The organism is Finegoldia sp. BIOML-A2 (assembly GCF_009678315.1).
Lineage (GTDB): Bacteria > Bacillota > Clostridia > Tissierellales > Peptoniphilaceae > Finegoldia > Finegoldia magna.
Window position 1 is genome coordinate 223,130 of sequence record NZ_WKZE01000002.1, and the last position, 17,161, is coordinate 240,290.

The 17,161-nt window shown below is 28.7% G+C and carries 17 protein-coding genes; 2 read left to right on the forward strand and 15 right to left on the reverse strand.

The window, feature by feature from the left end:
- Window positions 1–53 precede the first annotated feature (53 nt).
- Window positions 54–1,157, forward strand: coding sequence for a rod shape-determining protein RodA (rodA, locus tag GKF99_RS03100; RefSeq protein ID WP_094207101.1), 1,104 nt, complete (start codon window positions 54–56; stop codon window positions 1,155–1,157).
- Window positions 1,158–1,165: 8 nt separating this feature from the next.
- A complete protein-coding gene (locus GKF99_RS03105; RefSeq protein ID WP_094207100.1) occupies window positions 1,166–1,636 on the forward strand; it encodes an S-ribosylhomocysteine lyase in 471 nt (156 codons plus the stop codon).
- 42 nt (window positions 1,637–1,678) lie between these two features.
- On the opposite strand, the gene GKF99_RS03110 is transcribed toward GKF99_RS03105, so the two are convergent.
- The 15 genes from GKF99_RS03110 to GKF99_RS03180 form a co-directional block, all read right to left on the reverse strand.
- A complete protein-coding gene (locus tag GKF99_RS03110) occupies window positions 1,679–2,290 on the reverse strand; it encodes a thymidine kinase (RefSeq protein WP_094207099.1) in 612 nt (203 codons plus the stop codon).
- A gap of 1 nt (window position 2,291) precedes the next feature.
- Entirely contained in the window at window positions 2,292–2,876 is a 585-nt protein-coding gene (locus GKF99_RS03115; RefSeq protein ID WP_094207098.1) for a peptidylprolyl isomerase, read from the reverse strand.
- Between the two features lie 41 nt (window positions 2,877–2,917).
- Window positions 2,918–3,616, reverse strand: a complete 699-nt coding sequence (locus GKF99_RS03120; protein WP_094205633.1) for a response regulator transcription factor — start codon at window positions 3,614–3,616, stop codon at window positions 2,918–2,920.
- Between the two features lie 8 nt (window positions 3,617–3,624).
- Entirely contained in the window at window positions 3,625–4,689 is a 1,065-nt protein-coding gene (gene selD / locus GKF99_RS03125; protein ID WP_094207097.1) for a selenide, water dikinase SelD, read from the reverse strand.
- A gap of 11 nt (window positions 4,690–4,700) precedes the next feature.
- The gene (locus tag GKF99_RS03130; protein ID WP_154254160.1) at window positions 4,701–5,339 is read right to left on the reverse strand and encodes a helix-hairpin-helix domain-containing protein; all 639 of its coding nucleotides are present in this window, start codon (window positions 5,337–5,339) and stop codon (window positions 4,701–4,703) included.
- Window positions 5,340–5,438: 99 nt separating this feature from the next.
- A complete protein-coding gene (locus GKF99_RS03135) occupies window positions 5,439–7,214 on the reverse strand; it encodes a C40 family peptidase (protein WP_154271133.1) in 1,776 nt (591 codons plus the stop codon).
- A gap of 232 nt (window positions 7,215–7,446) precedes the next feature.
- Window positions 7,447–8,004, reverse strand: a complete 558-nt coding sequence (frr, locus tag GKF99_RS03140) for a ribosome recycling factor (RefSeq protein ID WP_094207095.1) — start codon at window positions 8,002–8,004, stop codon at window positions 7,447–7,449.
- Window positions 7,997–8,716 (reverse strand): UMP kinase, encoded by a 720-nt coding sequence (gene pyrH, locus GKF99_RS03145; RefSeq protein ID WP_094205628.1) that lies wholly within the window; start codon window positions 8,714–8,716, stop codon window positions 7,997–7,999. The genes frr and pyrH overlap by 8 nt, the downstream gene beginning before the upstream one ends.
- A gap of 122 nt (window positions 8,717–8,838) precedes the next feature.
- Entirely contained in the window at window positions 8,839–9,513 is a 675-nt protein-coding gene (gene tsf, locus GKF99_RS03150) for a translation elongation factor Ts (RefSeq protein ID WP_094207094.1), read from the reverse strand.
- A 78-nt stretch (window positions 9,514–9,591) separates the two neighbouring features.
- The gene (gene rpsB, locus GKF99_RS03155) at window positions 9,592–10,404 is read right to left on the reverse strand and encodes a 30S ribosomal protein S2 (RefSeq protein WP_094203599.1); all 813 of its coding nucleotides are present in this window, start codon (window positions 10,402–10,404) and stop codon (window positions 9,592–9,594) included.
- A 115-nt stretch (window positions 10,405–10,519) separates the two neighbouring features.
- The gene (gene topA / locus GKF99_RS03160) at window positions 10,520–12,586 is read right to left on the reverse strand and encodes a type I DNA topoisomerase (protein WP_154272640.1); all 2,067 of its coding nucleotides are present in this window, start codon (window positions 12,584–12,586) and stop codon (window positions 10,520–10,522) included.
- A 19-nt stretch (window positions 12,587–12,605) separates the two neighbouring features.
- Entirely contained in the window at window positions 12,606–13,148 is a 543-nt protein-coding gene (locus tag GKF99_RS03165) for a class IV adenylate cyclase (RefSeq protein ID WP_094207092.1), read from the reverse strand.
- 1 nt (window position 13,149) lies between these two features.
- Window positions 13,150–13,830: a metallophosphoesterase gene (locus GKF99_RS03170; RefSeq protein WP_094207091.1), complete on the reverse strand. Its 681-nt coding sequence runs from the start codon at window positions 13,828–13,830 to the stop codon at window positions 13,150–13,152.
- A gap of 2 nt (window positions 13,831–13,832) precedes the next feature.
- Window positions 13,833–16,085, reverse strand: a complete 2,253-nt coding sequence (locus GKF99_RS03175; RefSeq protein ID WP_154272641.1) for an AAA family ATPase — start codon at window positions 16,083–16,085, stop codon at window positions 13,833–13,835.
- Window positions 16,082–17,158, reverse strand: a complete 1,077-nt coding sequence (locus tag GKF99_RS03180; protein ID WP_154272642.1) for a DNA repair exonuclease — start codon at window positions 17,156–17,158, stop codon at window positions 16,082–16,084. The genes GKF99_RS03175 and GKF99_RS03180 overlap by 4 nt, the downstream gene beginning before the upstream one ends.
- Between the last annotated feature and the right edge of the window lie 3 nt (window positions 17,159–17,161).

A 17,161-nucleotide genomic window follows, 5' to 3' on the forward strand; every position in this document is an offset into this window, starting at 1 on the left:
ATATCACACCTTAATATTTTAATATGTTATAATACTAGTTGAGGAAGTGAGACATGTTTAATATTAGCAAAAAAAATATATCAAAAATAGATAAAACTCTAATTATAAGCGTTTTAATACTTGTTATTTACGGTCTTGTAGTATTATATAGTGCTGGATCAAGTCTTTCAAACCATTATTTCAGAAAACAATTAATAGCTACAATTATAGGAATAATTGTTGTTTTTTTTATAATTTCACTAGACAACCACATAATAAAAAAACTTAACATTCCAATGTACATAATTTGCAATGTTTTACTGGTTCTAGTTTTATTTTTTGGTGTTGGTGATGAATGGGGTGCAAGAAGTTGGTTTAAGTTTGGACCAATTAATTTTCAACCTTCTGAAATAATGAAGATAGTTCTTATTATTTCGCTAGCAAATATTATAGAATCTAACAAGAACAGCCTTAATAATCCTAAAATTTTAATAAAAATACTAATTTTTGCCTTCATTCCTGTCGCTCTAATTTTAAAACAACCAGACGCAGGAACAGCTATGGTGTATACATTCATAATAATAGTAATGTTGTTTACAGCTGGAATTGATTGGAAATATTTAATAGGAGCAACTATTTTAGGTATAATCAGTTTACCTTTTCTATACTTGAGGCTTGATCAATTTCAAAGAGATAGAATATTAAATTTTGTTCATCCTGAAAGAGATTTATCGAATACTGGATGGCAAGCTCTCCAAGGTAAAATAGCAATAGGATCAGGAAAATTAACTGGTGAAGGTTTCTTAAACGGAGTTCAAAGTCAATATAATTTTATTCCTGAAAAACAAACAGATTTTATTTTTGCAGTATTAGTTGAAGAATTTGGATTTATAGGTGGATTTATATTGATTTTATTATATGCCCTTATGCTTTATAGATGTGTGGTTATTGCTCAAAACTCAGATAATTTATACTCAAAATTATTGACTATTGGATTTGCAGCAATGTTTTTATTCCACATATTCGAAAATATTGGAATGACTATTGGGGTAATGCCAATAACTGGTATCCCTTTACCATTTTTTAGTTATGGTGGAACATTTCAAATTATCAACTTAATTTCAATTGGATTGATAATATCTTCATCAATTCAAAAAGACCCATTGAACTTTATTTAGGAGGAAATATGAATAAAATAGAAAGTTTTAAAATTAATCACTTAAAATTATTACCAGGAATTTATGTATCAAGAAAAGATTACTTAAATAATGAAGTATTAACTACTTTTGATTTAAGAATAACTGCGCCTAACAGAGAACCTGTTATGAACACAGCAGAAGTTCACGCAATAGAACATTTAGCCGCTACATTTTTAAGAAATAAACTTGAAAATGAAGTTATTTATTTTGGTCCTATGGGTTGTAGAACAGGATTTTATCTAATCTTGGTCGGAGATAAAAAATCTGAAGATATCGTAGATTTAGTTAAAGAACTCTTTGAATTCATATCTAATTACGAAGGCGATATACCTGGTCAATCAGCAAAGGACTGTGGCAACTATTCAGATATGAATTTAAATATGGCAAAATTCTATTCTGATAAGTACTTGAAGGTTTTAAATTCTATTAAAACAGAAAATTTAATCTACCCAGAATAGAAAAAACACAATTTAGTTATACTAAATTGTGTTTTTATTTTTTTAATCTTTATCTAAATATGTTGTTTGTAGTTCTGTTAGCTTCTTTTCATTCATTTTTTCAATATAGTGTTTTCTACATAATGGCATATATGCCTCACTAGCACCCAACTGTATTCTGTTTTTATCGTCTGATATACGATAACTTACCCATGCATCATTTCCACACACAGCACACACAGCGTGGTGTTTTTCGACGTAATCACATATAGGCAATAATTCCTTAACAAGTTGAAATGGCTTGGCTTTATAGTCCATGTCAAGTCCAGCAGCAATAATTGTGAATCCTTTTTCCAAAAGATAGTTAATTTGTTTTACAAAATGATCTGCTTTTGAATTAATAAATTGTACTTCATCTATAGCAATGACATTTACATCATGAGTTTTTGTATATTCAACTATATCGTCAATATTATCGACATTTATTGCTTCAATTTCGTTTTTATCATGTGTTACTACTTTTTCCTTAGAATATCTAGAATCCATCTTCGGCTTAAACACAACTACATTATATTTAGCTATTTTAAACCTATTCACTTCTTTCCATAAACTAGATGTTTTTCCAGAAAACATAGATCCAGTATGCACTATTAATTTGCCTCTATATTGATGCATATTAATTCCTTGAAATCTCTATTGATTGAATAATAATATCATCCAACGGTTTATCTGAAAAGTCAGTATTTGCGTTAGCAATTTTGTCTACAATATCCATTCCACTATAAACTTGACCAAATACAGAATGTTTTCCATCTAACCAAAAACATCCCCCATTATTTTTATAGTATTCTTTTTGTTCTTCATCCAAATCACATTCGTCAAGATATTTAATATAATCTTTTCTAATTGAAGTATTTTGAACTATAAAAAATTGAGATCCATTAGTGTTCGGTCCAGAATTAGCCATTGATAAAGCTCCTCTTATATTTTTCAAATTATCAGAAAATTCATCTTCAAAAGGCTTTTCCCAAATACTTTCACCACCATAGCCTGTGCCTTGTGGATCTCCTCCTTGAATCATAAAATCTTTAATAACTCTATGAAAAATAGTTCCATCATAATATCCTTCTTTTGCATGAGTTACAAAATTTTCTACACAATTTGGAGCATCATTTTCAAACAAACAAATTTTTATTTCTCCCATGTTTGTAATTATATTTGCAATTAATTGATCTTTTTTAGGTATATCAGTTTGATACATATTCCCTCCATAAATAATTAAACTGCTTTTTAAAAAGCAGTTTAAACTTTTGTATTTGATGAGAAGTAATATCCTTCTCCCCATTTTGTTCTAATTATTAATGATTCGTTATCTTTGATTTTTTCTCTCAATCTTTTAATGTGAACATCAACAGTCCTGATATGAGACTGTGCATCTTCCCATAATTTCGCAGCCAATTCCTTCCTTGAAAGAACCTTATCTTTATTAGAAACAAGTGCATATAGCAATTCAAATTCTCTTCCTGTTAATTCTATATATTGACCATATCTTTTTACAGTTCTTGATATTAAATTAAATTCAAATTCACCGATTTGTATTATGCTTGTTTTATTATTGTCATTTACTAAATCTGATTTCGTTCTTCTAAGAACTGCTCTAATTCTTGCTTTTAACTCAAGCATATTAAATGGATAAACTACATAATCATCTGCGCCATATTCTAACGCTAGGATTTTTTTCATATCATCTGATTCGTCACTAACAAAAATTGTCGGAATGGAATATAATTTGCTAATTTCTTTTTTGAAGTCTAAGCCTGTACCATCCGAAAAATTCATATCACTAAGCAAAAAATCATAGTAACCTTTTTTTAGTTTTTCAAGTGCATCTTCAATTGTAGAACATTCTGAAACTTCATAATTTTCATCATTAGAGAAATTCAAAATGATCTCATCTTTATACACATTAGATGGAAAAACTAACAGAATTCTAAGTTTCATAAGTTTAATTAGATTACTTCAATAAAGTGATCTGTTTTTTCCTTTACTCTTCCTATTATACTTCCAACTTGGCCTGATTCATGTAATTTTTCTACAAGTTTATCAGCATCTTCCTTAGATAATGCAATTAATAATCCGCCTGATGTTTGGGGATCAAAGACCAAATCATCTACAAAGCTACTAACATTTTTGCTGATTTTTACATCATTTCTGATAAAGTTTCTGTTGTCATAAGCTCCTTTTGGAACTAATCCTAAGTTAACAAACTCTTCTACTCCTTCAAAAATAGGTAAGTTTTGTGAGTCAATTTCTATTGTTAAATCAGATCCCTTAGCCATTTCAAGTGCATGGCCGCACAAACCAAATCCTGTTACATCAGTAGCAGCATGAACTTCTAGTCCATCGCAGGCTTCCTTAGCGTATTTATTCAAAGTAGACATAGATTTGATAACTTCATCAAATAATTTTTGATTATCCATTCCACCTTTTATAGCAGTATTTACAATTCCTACACCTAATTTTTTAGTTAATACAACCACGTCTCCAACTTTAGCTGTAGAGTTGGCCCAAACTTTATCAGGATGGTTTATCCCTGTCACAGACAATCCATATTTAGGTTCATCATCTTGAATTGTGTGACCACCAACTAACAGACATCCCGCTTCTTTAGCCTTATCAGCACCGCCTTTTAAGATTTCAACCAAAATATCTTGATTCATGCAATCTGAAAAACAAACAATATTTAAAGCTAACAATGGATCTGAACCCATAGCATATAAATCACTTAAAGAGTTTGCCGCAGCTACTTGACCAAATGTATATGGGTCATTAACAACCGGCGTAAAGAAGTCTAGAGATTGAATTAAACATAAATCATCTCTTACTTTGTATACAGCACAATCATCGCTTGTATCTAATCCTACTACTAAATTATCGTCATTTACTTTTTCAAGATGACTTAATACCTCAGCTAATTTACCAGGTCCTATCTTTGCTGCACATCCAGCTGTTTGAGTAAACTCAGTTAATTTGACATCTTCTGGTTTAATTGTTTTGTACTTTTTGTCTAACATTTTTATCTCCTTTAATCTATAGTTATTAAACTTTTCAATGATTCAAAAGTTTTATCGCCTATTCCATCTACATTTTTTATTTCTTCAATTTTTTTAAATTGATTTTTCTCTCTAAATTCTATTATTTTTTTAGCTTTGGAAGGTCCAATACCTGGTAATGTTTGCAATTTATTACTATCAGCGGTGTTAATATTTACAAGATTACTTGAGTTATTATCTCTTATTGTAACTAAATCAGAGCTTTGTGTATCATTGTTTTGTTCTTTTGAAGTTTCTGATTTAGAAGGAATATAGATCTTCATTTCATCTTTTAGCTTCATCGCCAAATTTACACTTTTCGTATCAGCATCTTGTTTAAATCCACCTGCTAGTTCAACGATATCTTTAATTCTATCATCTTTTTTAAAATGATAGACACCAGGTTTGTTTACACAACCATCTATTTGACACATCTTAGTAGAATTATCTTCGCTGTTATGTGCACTATTTTCAGACTGCTTATTTACACTTTCTGTTGATTTTGTATCAACTAAAGCTTGAATTTGATTGTGATTCAAATTATCTGAATTAGATTTATAGTAACCAAAACCAGCTAAAACAATTATTGCTATACCAATTAAAATTTTATCTTTAGAAAAATTGAAATTCATAGTGCGCCTCTTATATCTATATACTCTATAATATCATATGCTCAAGCAATTCGTCCAATAAAAAAAGCTACTAGCATTAAATGCCAATAGCTTATGATTTTAGTTTAAGATTCTTCTTGCTGTTACAAATGTATTTGAGTAATAGTTTGAGTCAATGTCTGAAATAATTACACCAGTTGAAGGTGTTGATGCATGAATCATTTTTCCATTACCAACATAAATCCCTACGTGAGAAATACTACCTGATCCATTTGTACTAAAGAATAACAAATCTCCTTGTTTTAAATTGCTTTTACTTACAGGATATCCATTATTTGATTGTGCAGCTGAATTTCTATAAAGAGAAATACCGCAAACTTTATTATATAAATAACTAGTTAATCCAGAGCAATCAAATCCTACTCCTGGTTGTGCAGAACCCCAAACATATCTTTCTCCCAAATAATTATAAGCTGCTTGAGCTACAGCACTGCCAGAACCACCTTCATTAGATCTTACAATCTTAGAATTAGAATCTTTTTTGTAAGAATCTTTAACTTCTGTGTTTTTTGTTTGGTTTGATTCAACTTTATTGTCTTGAATATAATTTACAGAAATATATTTTCCTTCAGAAAGTTTTAACCAATATTTTCCTTTGATACCACTAACTTTAGTACCTTTTTCTAATACAGAAACTACGTTAGAATCCATGCTGTCTTTATCTCTAACATTTACAGCTTCCTTTACATATCCAGTATAGTTAGCTCCTTCAAATTTTGTAGAATTTGATTTCTTTACTTGTTCTTTGTTTTTAACTTCTGAAACTTGAAGTTCATCATTTTTCTTTTCTTCAATTTTAGTGTTTTGCAAGTATTTTATACTAATAAAACCATTATTTCCATTTACAGAAGTTTTGAACCATCCATCTTCAACTACACCTTGTACTTTAGTGTTTTTCTCTAATACACCTAGTTTATTAGAGCTGATTGATTTTTCACTTCTTAGATAAACTGGAGATTTTACCCACATATCTACTGACTTTTCAGTAGATTTAGATTTTACTTCAGATTTTACTTTCTTAACTTCAGGATTATTTTTTGAAACTTGTTTTTTAGCTTCAGAAACTACTTTTTTATTTGATTTTTCATTGGTCAAGAAGTCTTTACTTACGTATGCTTCTTTGTTTTTATAGCTTATTTTTGCCCATGATTTATTGCCATCATCTTTAACAACAACTTTTGTATCTTTTGGTAAAACACCTATTGCTTCAGATTCTTTATCCGCCTTTTCTCTTACAAATAAATCACCTGTCGTAGATTTTGTTATATTTGAATAAATCTTTTCTTCTTCATTTTCAGAATTTCTTGAAAGAGTTAATGAAGCAACTTCAGATTTTTCTTTCTTTAGGCTTGATTTTGAATTCTCATTACCTTCTGAAATTTTCCCAACATTTGCAGTAGATAATTTCACTTTTTTAGATTCATCTTTTTTTGTATCTACTTTTTCACTATTTTTTTTGTATGTAGAAACGTTATTGTCGGCAGAAGTCTTTAATTCTTGTTTATTATTTCTAACTTGTTTTACATCCGAATTAATTTCTTCTTTAACTTTCTCAGCTTGTTTATTAGATATAGTTTTTGTGGAATCATTTAATACGTTTCTTACTTGTGAATTTCTTATTTCTTTAAGAGCTTTCTCTTTTTCTTCTTTTTCAGCATTTGGAGTCAATACATCATTGCTTTTTATTGCAACTGAATATTTAGAATCATTTAATTTATTAGATTCAACATTATTGTCTCCTATTAAAGTTGTGGAACTTAAATAAGGCGATACAAAAGTTCCTACAGCTATGACTGAAGCTAATCCGATAGATAAGCCAAGTCCTTTTTTGTTCATATTAACTTCCTCCTAATACATCCTAAGATAATATTAAAAGAATTAAAAAAATATGTCAAGTAAATTCAACAAAAAAGTTACAAATAAGTTTCAAAAAAGTAATAATTGTAACATTTTTGTCATAATTACTGATTTCTCCACTTTTATATAAGTTAATTCAGGATAAAGATTTAATTAAATAAAAAATCTATTCATAACATGATGAATAGATTTTTTATTTAATATTAACTTTTTAGATTTCCATTAGTTCAGTTTCTTTATCAGAAACAATATTGTCAATTTCTTTTGTTAACTTATCTGTTAATGATTGAATATCATCTAATAATACGTGTAATTCATCTTCAGATATTTCAGCATTTTTTTCCATTTTTTTTGCATCGTCTACAAAATCTCTTCTTATAGATCTTATAGTTACTTTAGATTTTTCGCCGTATTCTTTAACGACTTTTGTCAATTCTTTTCTTCTGTCTTCAGTTAATTGTGGAAATGGTAATCTTATAATACTTCCATCATTTGAAGGAGTGATTCCCAAATTAGATGCTTGAATTTGCTTTTCAATTTCTTTCATTATTGATTTATCCCATGGCTGAATTGTAAGTAATCTAGCTTCTGGAGCAGAAATCGTAGCAACTTGTTTTAAAGGTGTTGATGTCCCATAATAATCTACCATAATATTATCTAATACGCTAGGATTCGCACGACCAGCTCTTACTGTTTTTAGTTCTTCCCTTAAAGCATGCAATGTTTTCTCAGCTTTTGTTTCCATATCTTTTAAAATTTGTTTACTCATTTTTATCCCCCTCAACAATTGTTCCAATATTTTCTCCATGAGAAACTCTAATTATATTTTTAGGATCATCTATACCAAAAACTACTAATCCCATATTATTTTCCATGCAAAGTGATGTAGCTGTTGCATCCATTATTCCTAAGCCTTTGTTTAAAATATCAATATAAGTAAGTTTATCGTATTTGATTGCATTTTTATTTTTATTAGGATCAGAATCGTATATACCATCTGTTCCTCTTTTACCTGCTAAAATAACATCAGCGTTAATTTCTACTGCTCTTAACGCAGCTGTTGTATCAGTAGAAAAATATGGTAATCCTGTTCCTGCAGCAAAAATTACAATTCTACCCTTTTCAATATGTCTTATCGCTCTCCTTCTAATATAAGGTTCTGCAACTTGTTTCATATCTATTGCTGTTTGTACTCTTGTTTGAATACCTTTTGCTTCCAAAGATGCTTGCAATCTCAAAGCATTTATTGTTGTTCCTAACATTCCCATTGAGTCCGATGTAGCTCTGTCAATTTTAGATGATCTTCCTCTCCAGAAATTTCCACCACCAACAACAATAGCAATTTCTAATCCTTCTTCGTGGACAGCTTTTATAGAATCGCAAATATTTTCTATAATATCATCATCTAATCCGTGTCCTTGGTCTCCACTTAAAGCTTCACCGCTTAATTTTAGTAGAACTCTTTTATATTTTAAACTCAAAATTTCCTCCTAATTAATAATAAGGTTTTCTTTAATTAATCATACCAAATTAACATTTTAAAATCAATATGATACTATGTAAAATAAAAAAAGCTGCAATATAGAAATTGCAGCAATAATTTTTATTGACCCATTTGTTTTTTTACTTCTTCAGCAAAATCTTCGTTTTTCTTTTCTAAACCTTCGCCAACTTCAAATCTAGCAAATCTACGAATTTTAATGTTTTCACCTATTTTTGCAATTAAATCTGTTAATAATTCTTCTACAGATTTATTAGGATCTTTAATGAATGGTTGTTCTAATAGACAAATTTGTGAGTAGAATTTGTTTATTCTTCCTTCAACTTTCTTTTCAGCAATCATTTTTGCTTTATCTTCAGGAATATTTTTTCCGTCGTTTTCGTTCATAGCTTGATGAACTAATACTTCTTTTTCTTTTTCTACTTCTTCAGATGGTACTTCATCACGACTTACGTATTTTGGATTTGATGCTACAACTTGCATTGCTATATCTTTTGCGAAATCCTTAAATTCTTCATTTTTTGCAACGAAATCAGTTTCGCTATTGATTTCAACAATAGCAGCAATTTTTCCACCGTGAATATAAGTTTCAACAATACCTTCAGATGCTAATCTTCCAGCTTTTTTTTCTGCTCCAGCAAGTCCTTTTTCTCTCAAAAGGTCAATTGCTTTTTCAATATTTCCATCTGCTTCAGTTAGGACTTTCTTACAGTCCATCATTCCTGCGCCAGTTTTTTCTCTTAATTCTTTTACCATACTAGCAGTAATTTGTGCCATTTTATTACCTCCAATTGAATTAAAAAGCGACTGTCAAACAATTATTTAATTTTAAGTTTAACCGTCGCTTATTTTTTATTATTCTTCGTCTGATTGTTCTTCAGAATTTTCAACAAATTCTTTTAAATCTTCTTCTGATACTGATTCTTCGTTTTCAGATTCTTCTGTATCATTTTCAGTTTCAGAATAAACTTCTTCTGAATCTTCACGACCTTGATTTGCTTCAATAACAGCATCAGCAATTGTAGAAGTTAAAAGCTTAACCGCTCTAATTGCATCATCGTTACCAGGAATAGCAATATCCAATTCGTCTGGATCACAGTTAGTATCTACGATACCTACAACTGGTATTCCTAATATTTTTGCTTCGTGAACAGCAATGTATTCTTTTTTAGGATCAACTACAAAAAGTACACTTGGCATTTTTGTCATTTTTCTAATACCACCAAGGTTTTTTTCTAGTTTTTCTCTTTCTCTTTCTAATTGGCTAACTTCTTTTTTAGGTAAAAGATCGAAAGTTCCATCTTCTTCCATTTCATATAATTGGTGAAGTCTATTAATTCTTGTTTTGATAGTTTTGTAGTTTGTTAACATACCACCTAACCATCTTTGGCTTACATAATGTTGTCCACATCTTTTAGCTTCTGTTTCGATTGCTTCTTGAGCTTGTTTTTTTGTTCCTACGAAAAGAACTTCTCCACCATCTGCGACGATGTCTCTTACATAATTGTAAGCATCATCAATTTGTTTTACAGTTTTTTGAAGATCTATAATATAGATTCCATTTCTTTCTGTAAATATAAATTTTGACATTTTTGGGTTCCATCTTCTTGTTTGATGTCCAAAGTGAACCCCAGCTTCTAACAATGATTTCATTGATACTACTGACATTTTTTCTACCTCCGTTTTTTTCCTCCAGACGACTCATCTACAAATGCGACAATTAAGCAACTGCATCAGTATCATCGGCTGTGTGTTTTACTTTCAAAGTATATCATATATGCTTTTATTTTTCAAGCTTTTTATAATCACATTTTTCATTAGAACAAAGAATGGATTCTCCATGCCTATTTTTTCTATGAACTAGTAAACTACCACATTCAGGACATTTCTCACCTGTAGGCTTATCCCATAAAGCGAAGTCGCAATTTGGATAATTTTCACATCCATAAAAAACTTTACCTCTTTTAGAAACTTTTTCTATTATTCTGTGACCACATTTTGGGCATTTTACTTTAGTATCTTTTACAATAGTTTCAGTATATTTGCAATCAGGAAAAGCACTGCAACCAATAAACTTTCCATTTCTCCCATGTTTTATTACCAAATCACTGCCACATTCAGGGCATTTGCGTCCAATTGGTTCGTCTTTAACTTTAAATTTATCTTGTGCATTTTTTGCATTGATTAAATCTTCATTAAATCCATCATAAAAATCTCTAATTACTTTTTTCCATTCAACGTCGTTTTCAGCAATATTATCTAATTCATTCTCCATTTCAGCAGTGAATTTTTCATTAATAATTGAATCAAAATATTTAACTACAAATTCACAAACTTTTTCTCCGATTTCTGTTGTATAAAATTTTTTCTCTTTTAATTCAACATAATTTCTAGACAAAATACTGCTTATAATCGATGCATAAGTACTTGGCCTACCAATGCCATCTTCTTCAAGTGTTTTTACAAGGCTTGCTTCTGTGTATCTAGGTTTTGGTTTAGTAAAATGTTGTTTAGATTCTATTTCTTTTGAAATTATAGAATCTTTTTCCTTTAATTCAGGCAATTCGCTATCTTTGGTATTCAAAGAATATACTCTTGTAAAACCGTCAAAAATCACCACGTTACCATTAGATCTAAAAGTATAACCATTGTTATCAAAATCTATTGATGTAGATAGATAACGTGCATCTTTCATCTGACTAGCAACAGTTCTTTCCCAAATTAATTTATATAATTTGTGCTGATCATCTGTCAAATATTTTTTAATTTCATTCGGTCTTCTTTTTACTGATGAGGGTCTAATACCTTCGTGAGCATCTTGTGATCCCTTTTTCTTTTTAGAATAATCGTATCCTTTTGTGGCATATTGTTTTCCATAGAGATTATTAATAACATCTAGGCAATCACTCACGCAAGCATGAGAAATTCTTGTTGAATCTGTTCTCATATAAGTAATCAAACCTACTGACCCTTCGCTACCCAAACTAATTCCTTCATATAATTGTTGAGCTATTCTCATTGTTTTAGAAGTTTGAAAATATAACTTTTTATATGCTTCTTGTTGAAGTGTGGATGTTGTGAAAGGAGCGTAAGGTTTCCTAGATTTTTTTTGTTGTCTTATAGAATTTACAACAAAATTATCTGACAAATCATTTAAAATTTTATCCGCTTCATCCTTGTTTTTTATATTGATTTTATTAGATTTATCGTTTTTTGAATAATATAGCTCAGAATCAAATTCCAATTTTTCTTTGGATAAATTTGCATGAATAGACCAGTATTCTTCTGGTTCAAACTCTCTTATCTCTTTTTCTCTTTCACAAATTAATCTTAAGGCTACAGACTGTACTCTACCAGCACTTAGGCCAGATTTAACTTTCTTCCATAATAATGGAGAAATGCTATACCCTACTATACGATCTAAAACCCTTCTTGCTTGTTGAGCATCTACCAATTTTAAATCGATAGCTTCAGGTTTTTTTATTGCTTCTTTTACAGAGTCTTTAGTTATCTCTTGAAATTTTACTCTATTTTCTTCCTCTGGATTTATATCTAATAAATAGCACAAATGCCAAGAAATAGCTTCTCCTTCCCTATCAGGGTCGGTTGCCAAGAAGATTTTTTGAGAATTTTTGTAATCTTTTTTTAAAGAATTGATTACACTGGCCTTACCACGCACATTAATATATTGTGGTTCGAAATCATTCTCTATATCTATGCCTAGTTTACTTTTTGGTAAATCTCTTAAATGACCAATTGTAGCTACAACTTTATATCCTGACCCTAACATTTTTTGAATTGTCTTTGCTTTAGTCGGAGATTCTACTACCACTAGCTTTTTGTTTGCCATTAAAAGTCTATCCTTTCTGTTAACTTTCTTGTAATTTCGATCTTAGTTCACTTATAGATTCAGTTGAAATTTGATCTTTATTTATTCCTAATTTATTTATTATCTCATTTAAATGTTCTTCATTTTTTACTTCAATTTCTAAATATGGATACGGATAAAAATCTTTATCCCAGCAATCAAAATCCAGTCTTGCATCCATAAACTCAAAAGATTTTCTTTCTTTCTTAGATGAAGATTGCTTATCCAATTTAACAAATTTTAATATTTGTTTCAAGTTTTCTTCGCTATCAAACTCTATAGTATATTCATCATAATGTCTAACGTTTGTATCATTAACTCTCTTCTTGTAAGTAAGAAATTTCTTGTTTTCATTATTAAAAATATCTTTTGAAATTCTAATTCTAAGATAATCACTACTATCAATTAAATCAAAATTATTAGATTCAATTAAAATATTTTCTTGAATTTCATGAGCAATCATTTTAGCTCCCATTTCAATAGCTTTATCCATCAAACCATTAAAATCATCAGTAAATACCTTGCATTCTAATTCTTTTTCCATTTTATTCCCTAATTTTCTTAACTTTAAAATCAATATAATCCGAGGACACACAATGTACATGTATTCCGTCTATTGTTCCTTCGACGACATTTTGATGTCCATATCCGTGCAAATGTCCATATATTAAATCTGTAACATTATAATTTTTCAAACAATTAAACAACGCATTAGGTTGTTTATTGATATCAAAAGGAGGATAATGAAGCATCATAATAATATCGTTGTTATTTCGGACACTTTCTAAACTCATATTCACTCTCAAAATTTCTCTTTGAAAAATCTTTTCATCTTTTTCTGTAGCTTCTTTGCTAGTTGGATCAAGCCATCCTCGTGATCCACATATATTGATATTTCCTAAGTCCAATGAATCATTTTGAATAAAATTAATAGATTCTAAATCTAATTTTCTTAATTTGCTTATACCAGACCACCAATAATCATGGTTACCTCTAGTTAAAATCTTTCTGCCTGGACTCTTATCGATTCTTTTCAAATCCACAAAAGCATCATCTAGTTGCATTGCCCAGGAAATATCTCCTGGAATAAGTATAATGTCTTCTTCATTTAATTTTTCTAGATTACGAAATATTTTTTCTTCATAATTATCCCAATTATCACCGAATACATCCATTGATTTTTCTTTTGTATAATCCAGATGTAAATCACCCATTGCATATATCATAATTACTTTAACTCAATTTTCTTATATATTATGTCTAGTTCATTTAACAATTGCTCATCTCTGTTTTGGCAAGAAAAAAGTATTATTTGATTATTATTTGAAATTTTAAATAACAAATCCAGACATTTCTTATATCTTACATCATCTAATTGAACAAAACAATCATCTAGTATCATCAAATAATCAAGACCCATTAATTCTTCGAGCACACTTATTCTAATAAAAACAGAAAGTAAGTCAAATGTTCCAGAACTTAAATGTTTTTGTTCGTAAAATTTTACTCCATCATAAATGCTAACATCTAAATTTTCATCAACTCTGAATCTATCCTTGTATTTAGTCGAATAAGCCATCATTTCTGAAACTTTCTTGTTGATTCTAGGTATAAAATTTTTGTGTAGTTTATTTATGCTTTTATTGATCAAATCCATAGCTAATTCTATAGATGTAATTTCATCTTCGTATTTTTGAATATTCTCATTGATATCTGCTAATCTTTCTTCTTTTTCCAATAAAAGATTTACAGATTTTTCAAGTATTTTTGTCCTTTCAAATAATTTCGCATTTTCTTCAATAGATTCGTCAATTTCTTTATTAAGTAAGTTGATATCTTTTATATCATTATCCTCAAGTTTTATTGAATCTGAATTAATATCTTCTAATAAAATACTAAAATCATATTCAGATGATATCTTTTGAAGTTGATCATCTTTATCTGAAATTCTATCAATCAATTGATCATACTCTATTTTTTTTCTTCTATAATCTTCAACATCTATGTTCTTCAAATTTCTTGATGACGATAAAATATTGTTAATCTTTGACTTGGAACTTTCATCTTCATTTATAATAGAATCTAGTCTTGAATCAATATCTTGGAGTTGTCCCTCAAGTTTATTTAAATAATCAATACTTTTATCCATATCTGAGTCATATCTAAAGTCATTAATTACCTCATTGTAGTCTTTGTACCTCATATTAGTAATTTGATTAACCTTTTGCACAATCTTATTTAATTGACGATTGTATGATAATTTCTTAAATTTATTGGATATACTAACTAAAATATAATAAAGAACAAATAATACAGGAGCAATAACTAGTTCTTTTGTATACCCCATCATATAAATCATTCCTGCAACAATTATTGTAAATATAATTCCAATAATTGATAGTTTGAGCTTTAATTTAGAAATTCCATTTAATTTTTCAATTAAATTATTCATCTCATCAATATAATCTCTTATAGTTTCATAATTGCTAAGTTTTGCTTTTAATTGGTAATAGTCCTTACTTAATAATTTCTTTTCCTTCGATAACTCATTAAATGTAATTCTATTATCGTTTAATAATTTATTTTGATATTCCAAATTATTAACATCATCTTCGTCAATGTCATTGATGTATTTAATCTTTGATACCCTGTCTAATAAACTTGCTTTTTCTTTTAAAATTTGCATTTTATAGTTTTTTGCATCTTCTATTTTTTCTATATCGTTCTTTTTATGCAAATTTACTAATTTTTCTTTATTTAAAAGCAGTTGTTCGTGTCTAAGTTTGTACTCATTTAGCTTATTTAAACTATCTTCATATTCTTTTTTGTCTTTATTAATATTTTTGATTTCATCTTCTAAATCAAACTTTTTTTGATATAAACTCCCCAACGGTTTTGCTTTAGATTGTTTAGTCCCAATATTTGATTTCATCTTTTCCAGATTATCTAGTGCTTTTTTAAATGAAACAGAATCATTATTGCTATCTGATGAATTCAATAGCATATCAACAATAGAACTTACATTCTTATCTTCTGCATCCAATTCTTTTAAATTAGAAAAAACAGTTGATTTGAAGATATCTGAAGGCATTTTAAAAAAGTATTCACCTGGAAATGATAAATTATCTTGATTAAAACCATCTAGATCAGTTTCGTTATTACCAGTAGTTTCATTGAAAATATTAAAATATTTTTCTTTAAAATTACGATAAATTACATATCTCTTATTATCTTTCTCCACTAAAATACTGCCCTCATAGTTTTCACTATTCCAAGGGCGATATTTTTCGTAGTCTTCAGTAAATACAGTTCTCTTTAAGTAAGGTTTAACAAATCCATAAAATACACCTTCTATAAATTTGGATATAGTGGTCTTTCCTGACTCATTTAACCCGTAAATTAGATTAAATTTGTCTCCAAATTCTATTGTGTAATTATTAAATCTGCCAAATGATATCAAATCTAATCTAATAATTTTCATAAATTATTCTCCATTAAGGACTTAATTCCTAAATTAATTGCTCTTTTAACCACAGGATCTTCTTGATTCAAGTTTTTTGTTTCCTCAATAAAATAACCCAACACATTATTTCTGTTAAATTCATAAATTTTATCCAAATTTATATTAGATTCTGTGTTGTCAATTATTTCTACATATTCGCAATATTTTTTTAAACTTTCTTGTAAAGAATCTATATCTAGATCAAACCCTTCTTCTAATTGTCCCTTTAAATTAATTCTAATGTAATTTGTCTTATCTTCAACTAAACATTTAGACAATGAACCAACCAAATCGTAATAACTAAATTTATCTGATATATTATAGTCAAATTCATTGAAGTTTGATTCAGAACAATCTAAAAAATCGATGTCAAGTCTGTAATCAACTATACTTCCAATAACAGCACCATGCATCCCTTTTTCTTTAAAACTCAACGGTTCAATAGAACCTGGATACACAAATTTATCATTAAAAATAGTCGGTTTATGTATATGACCTAAAGCCACATAATCAAAACCCAAATTATTTACTTTATCTTGATCAAAAAACATATAACAATTGTTATCATTTAATAAATCAGAATGAATCATTAAAACATTAGTTTTTAACTTGTCTAGTTTTAAATCATCAAAAATGTTCATAAAATCGTAGTTATTTTTATTGTAACTTATCCCATAAACATCAGTGTCATCAAATTCTATTTTTTCAAGAGTATCCTTTTTGAAAATATTTAGATTATCACTAATATTTACCATGTCCCATAAATTATCTTTATAAATAGGATCGTGATTTCCACCTATAATGCAAATTTGTGAATTTGTTCTAGAAAATAGATCAATTAAACGATTCATATCACTTAGGCTAAAATTTTCCAAATTATACAAATCTCCAGACAGAAAAATATAATCAACATTTTCATCAATACTATATTCGATTAATTTTTCAACAGATGTCCAAATTCTTTGTCTTCTAATTTTAGACAAAGATTGAGGAATTGAAGATTTTTCAAATTTCATGCCTAAGTGAAAATCAGCTGAATGTATGAACTTCAAAAT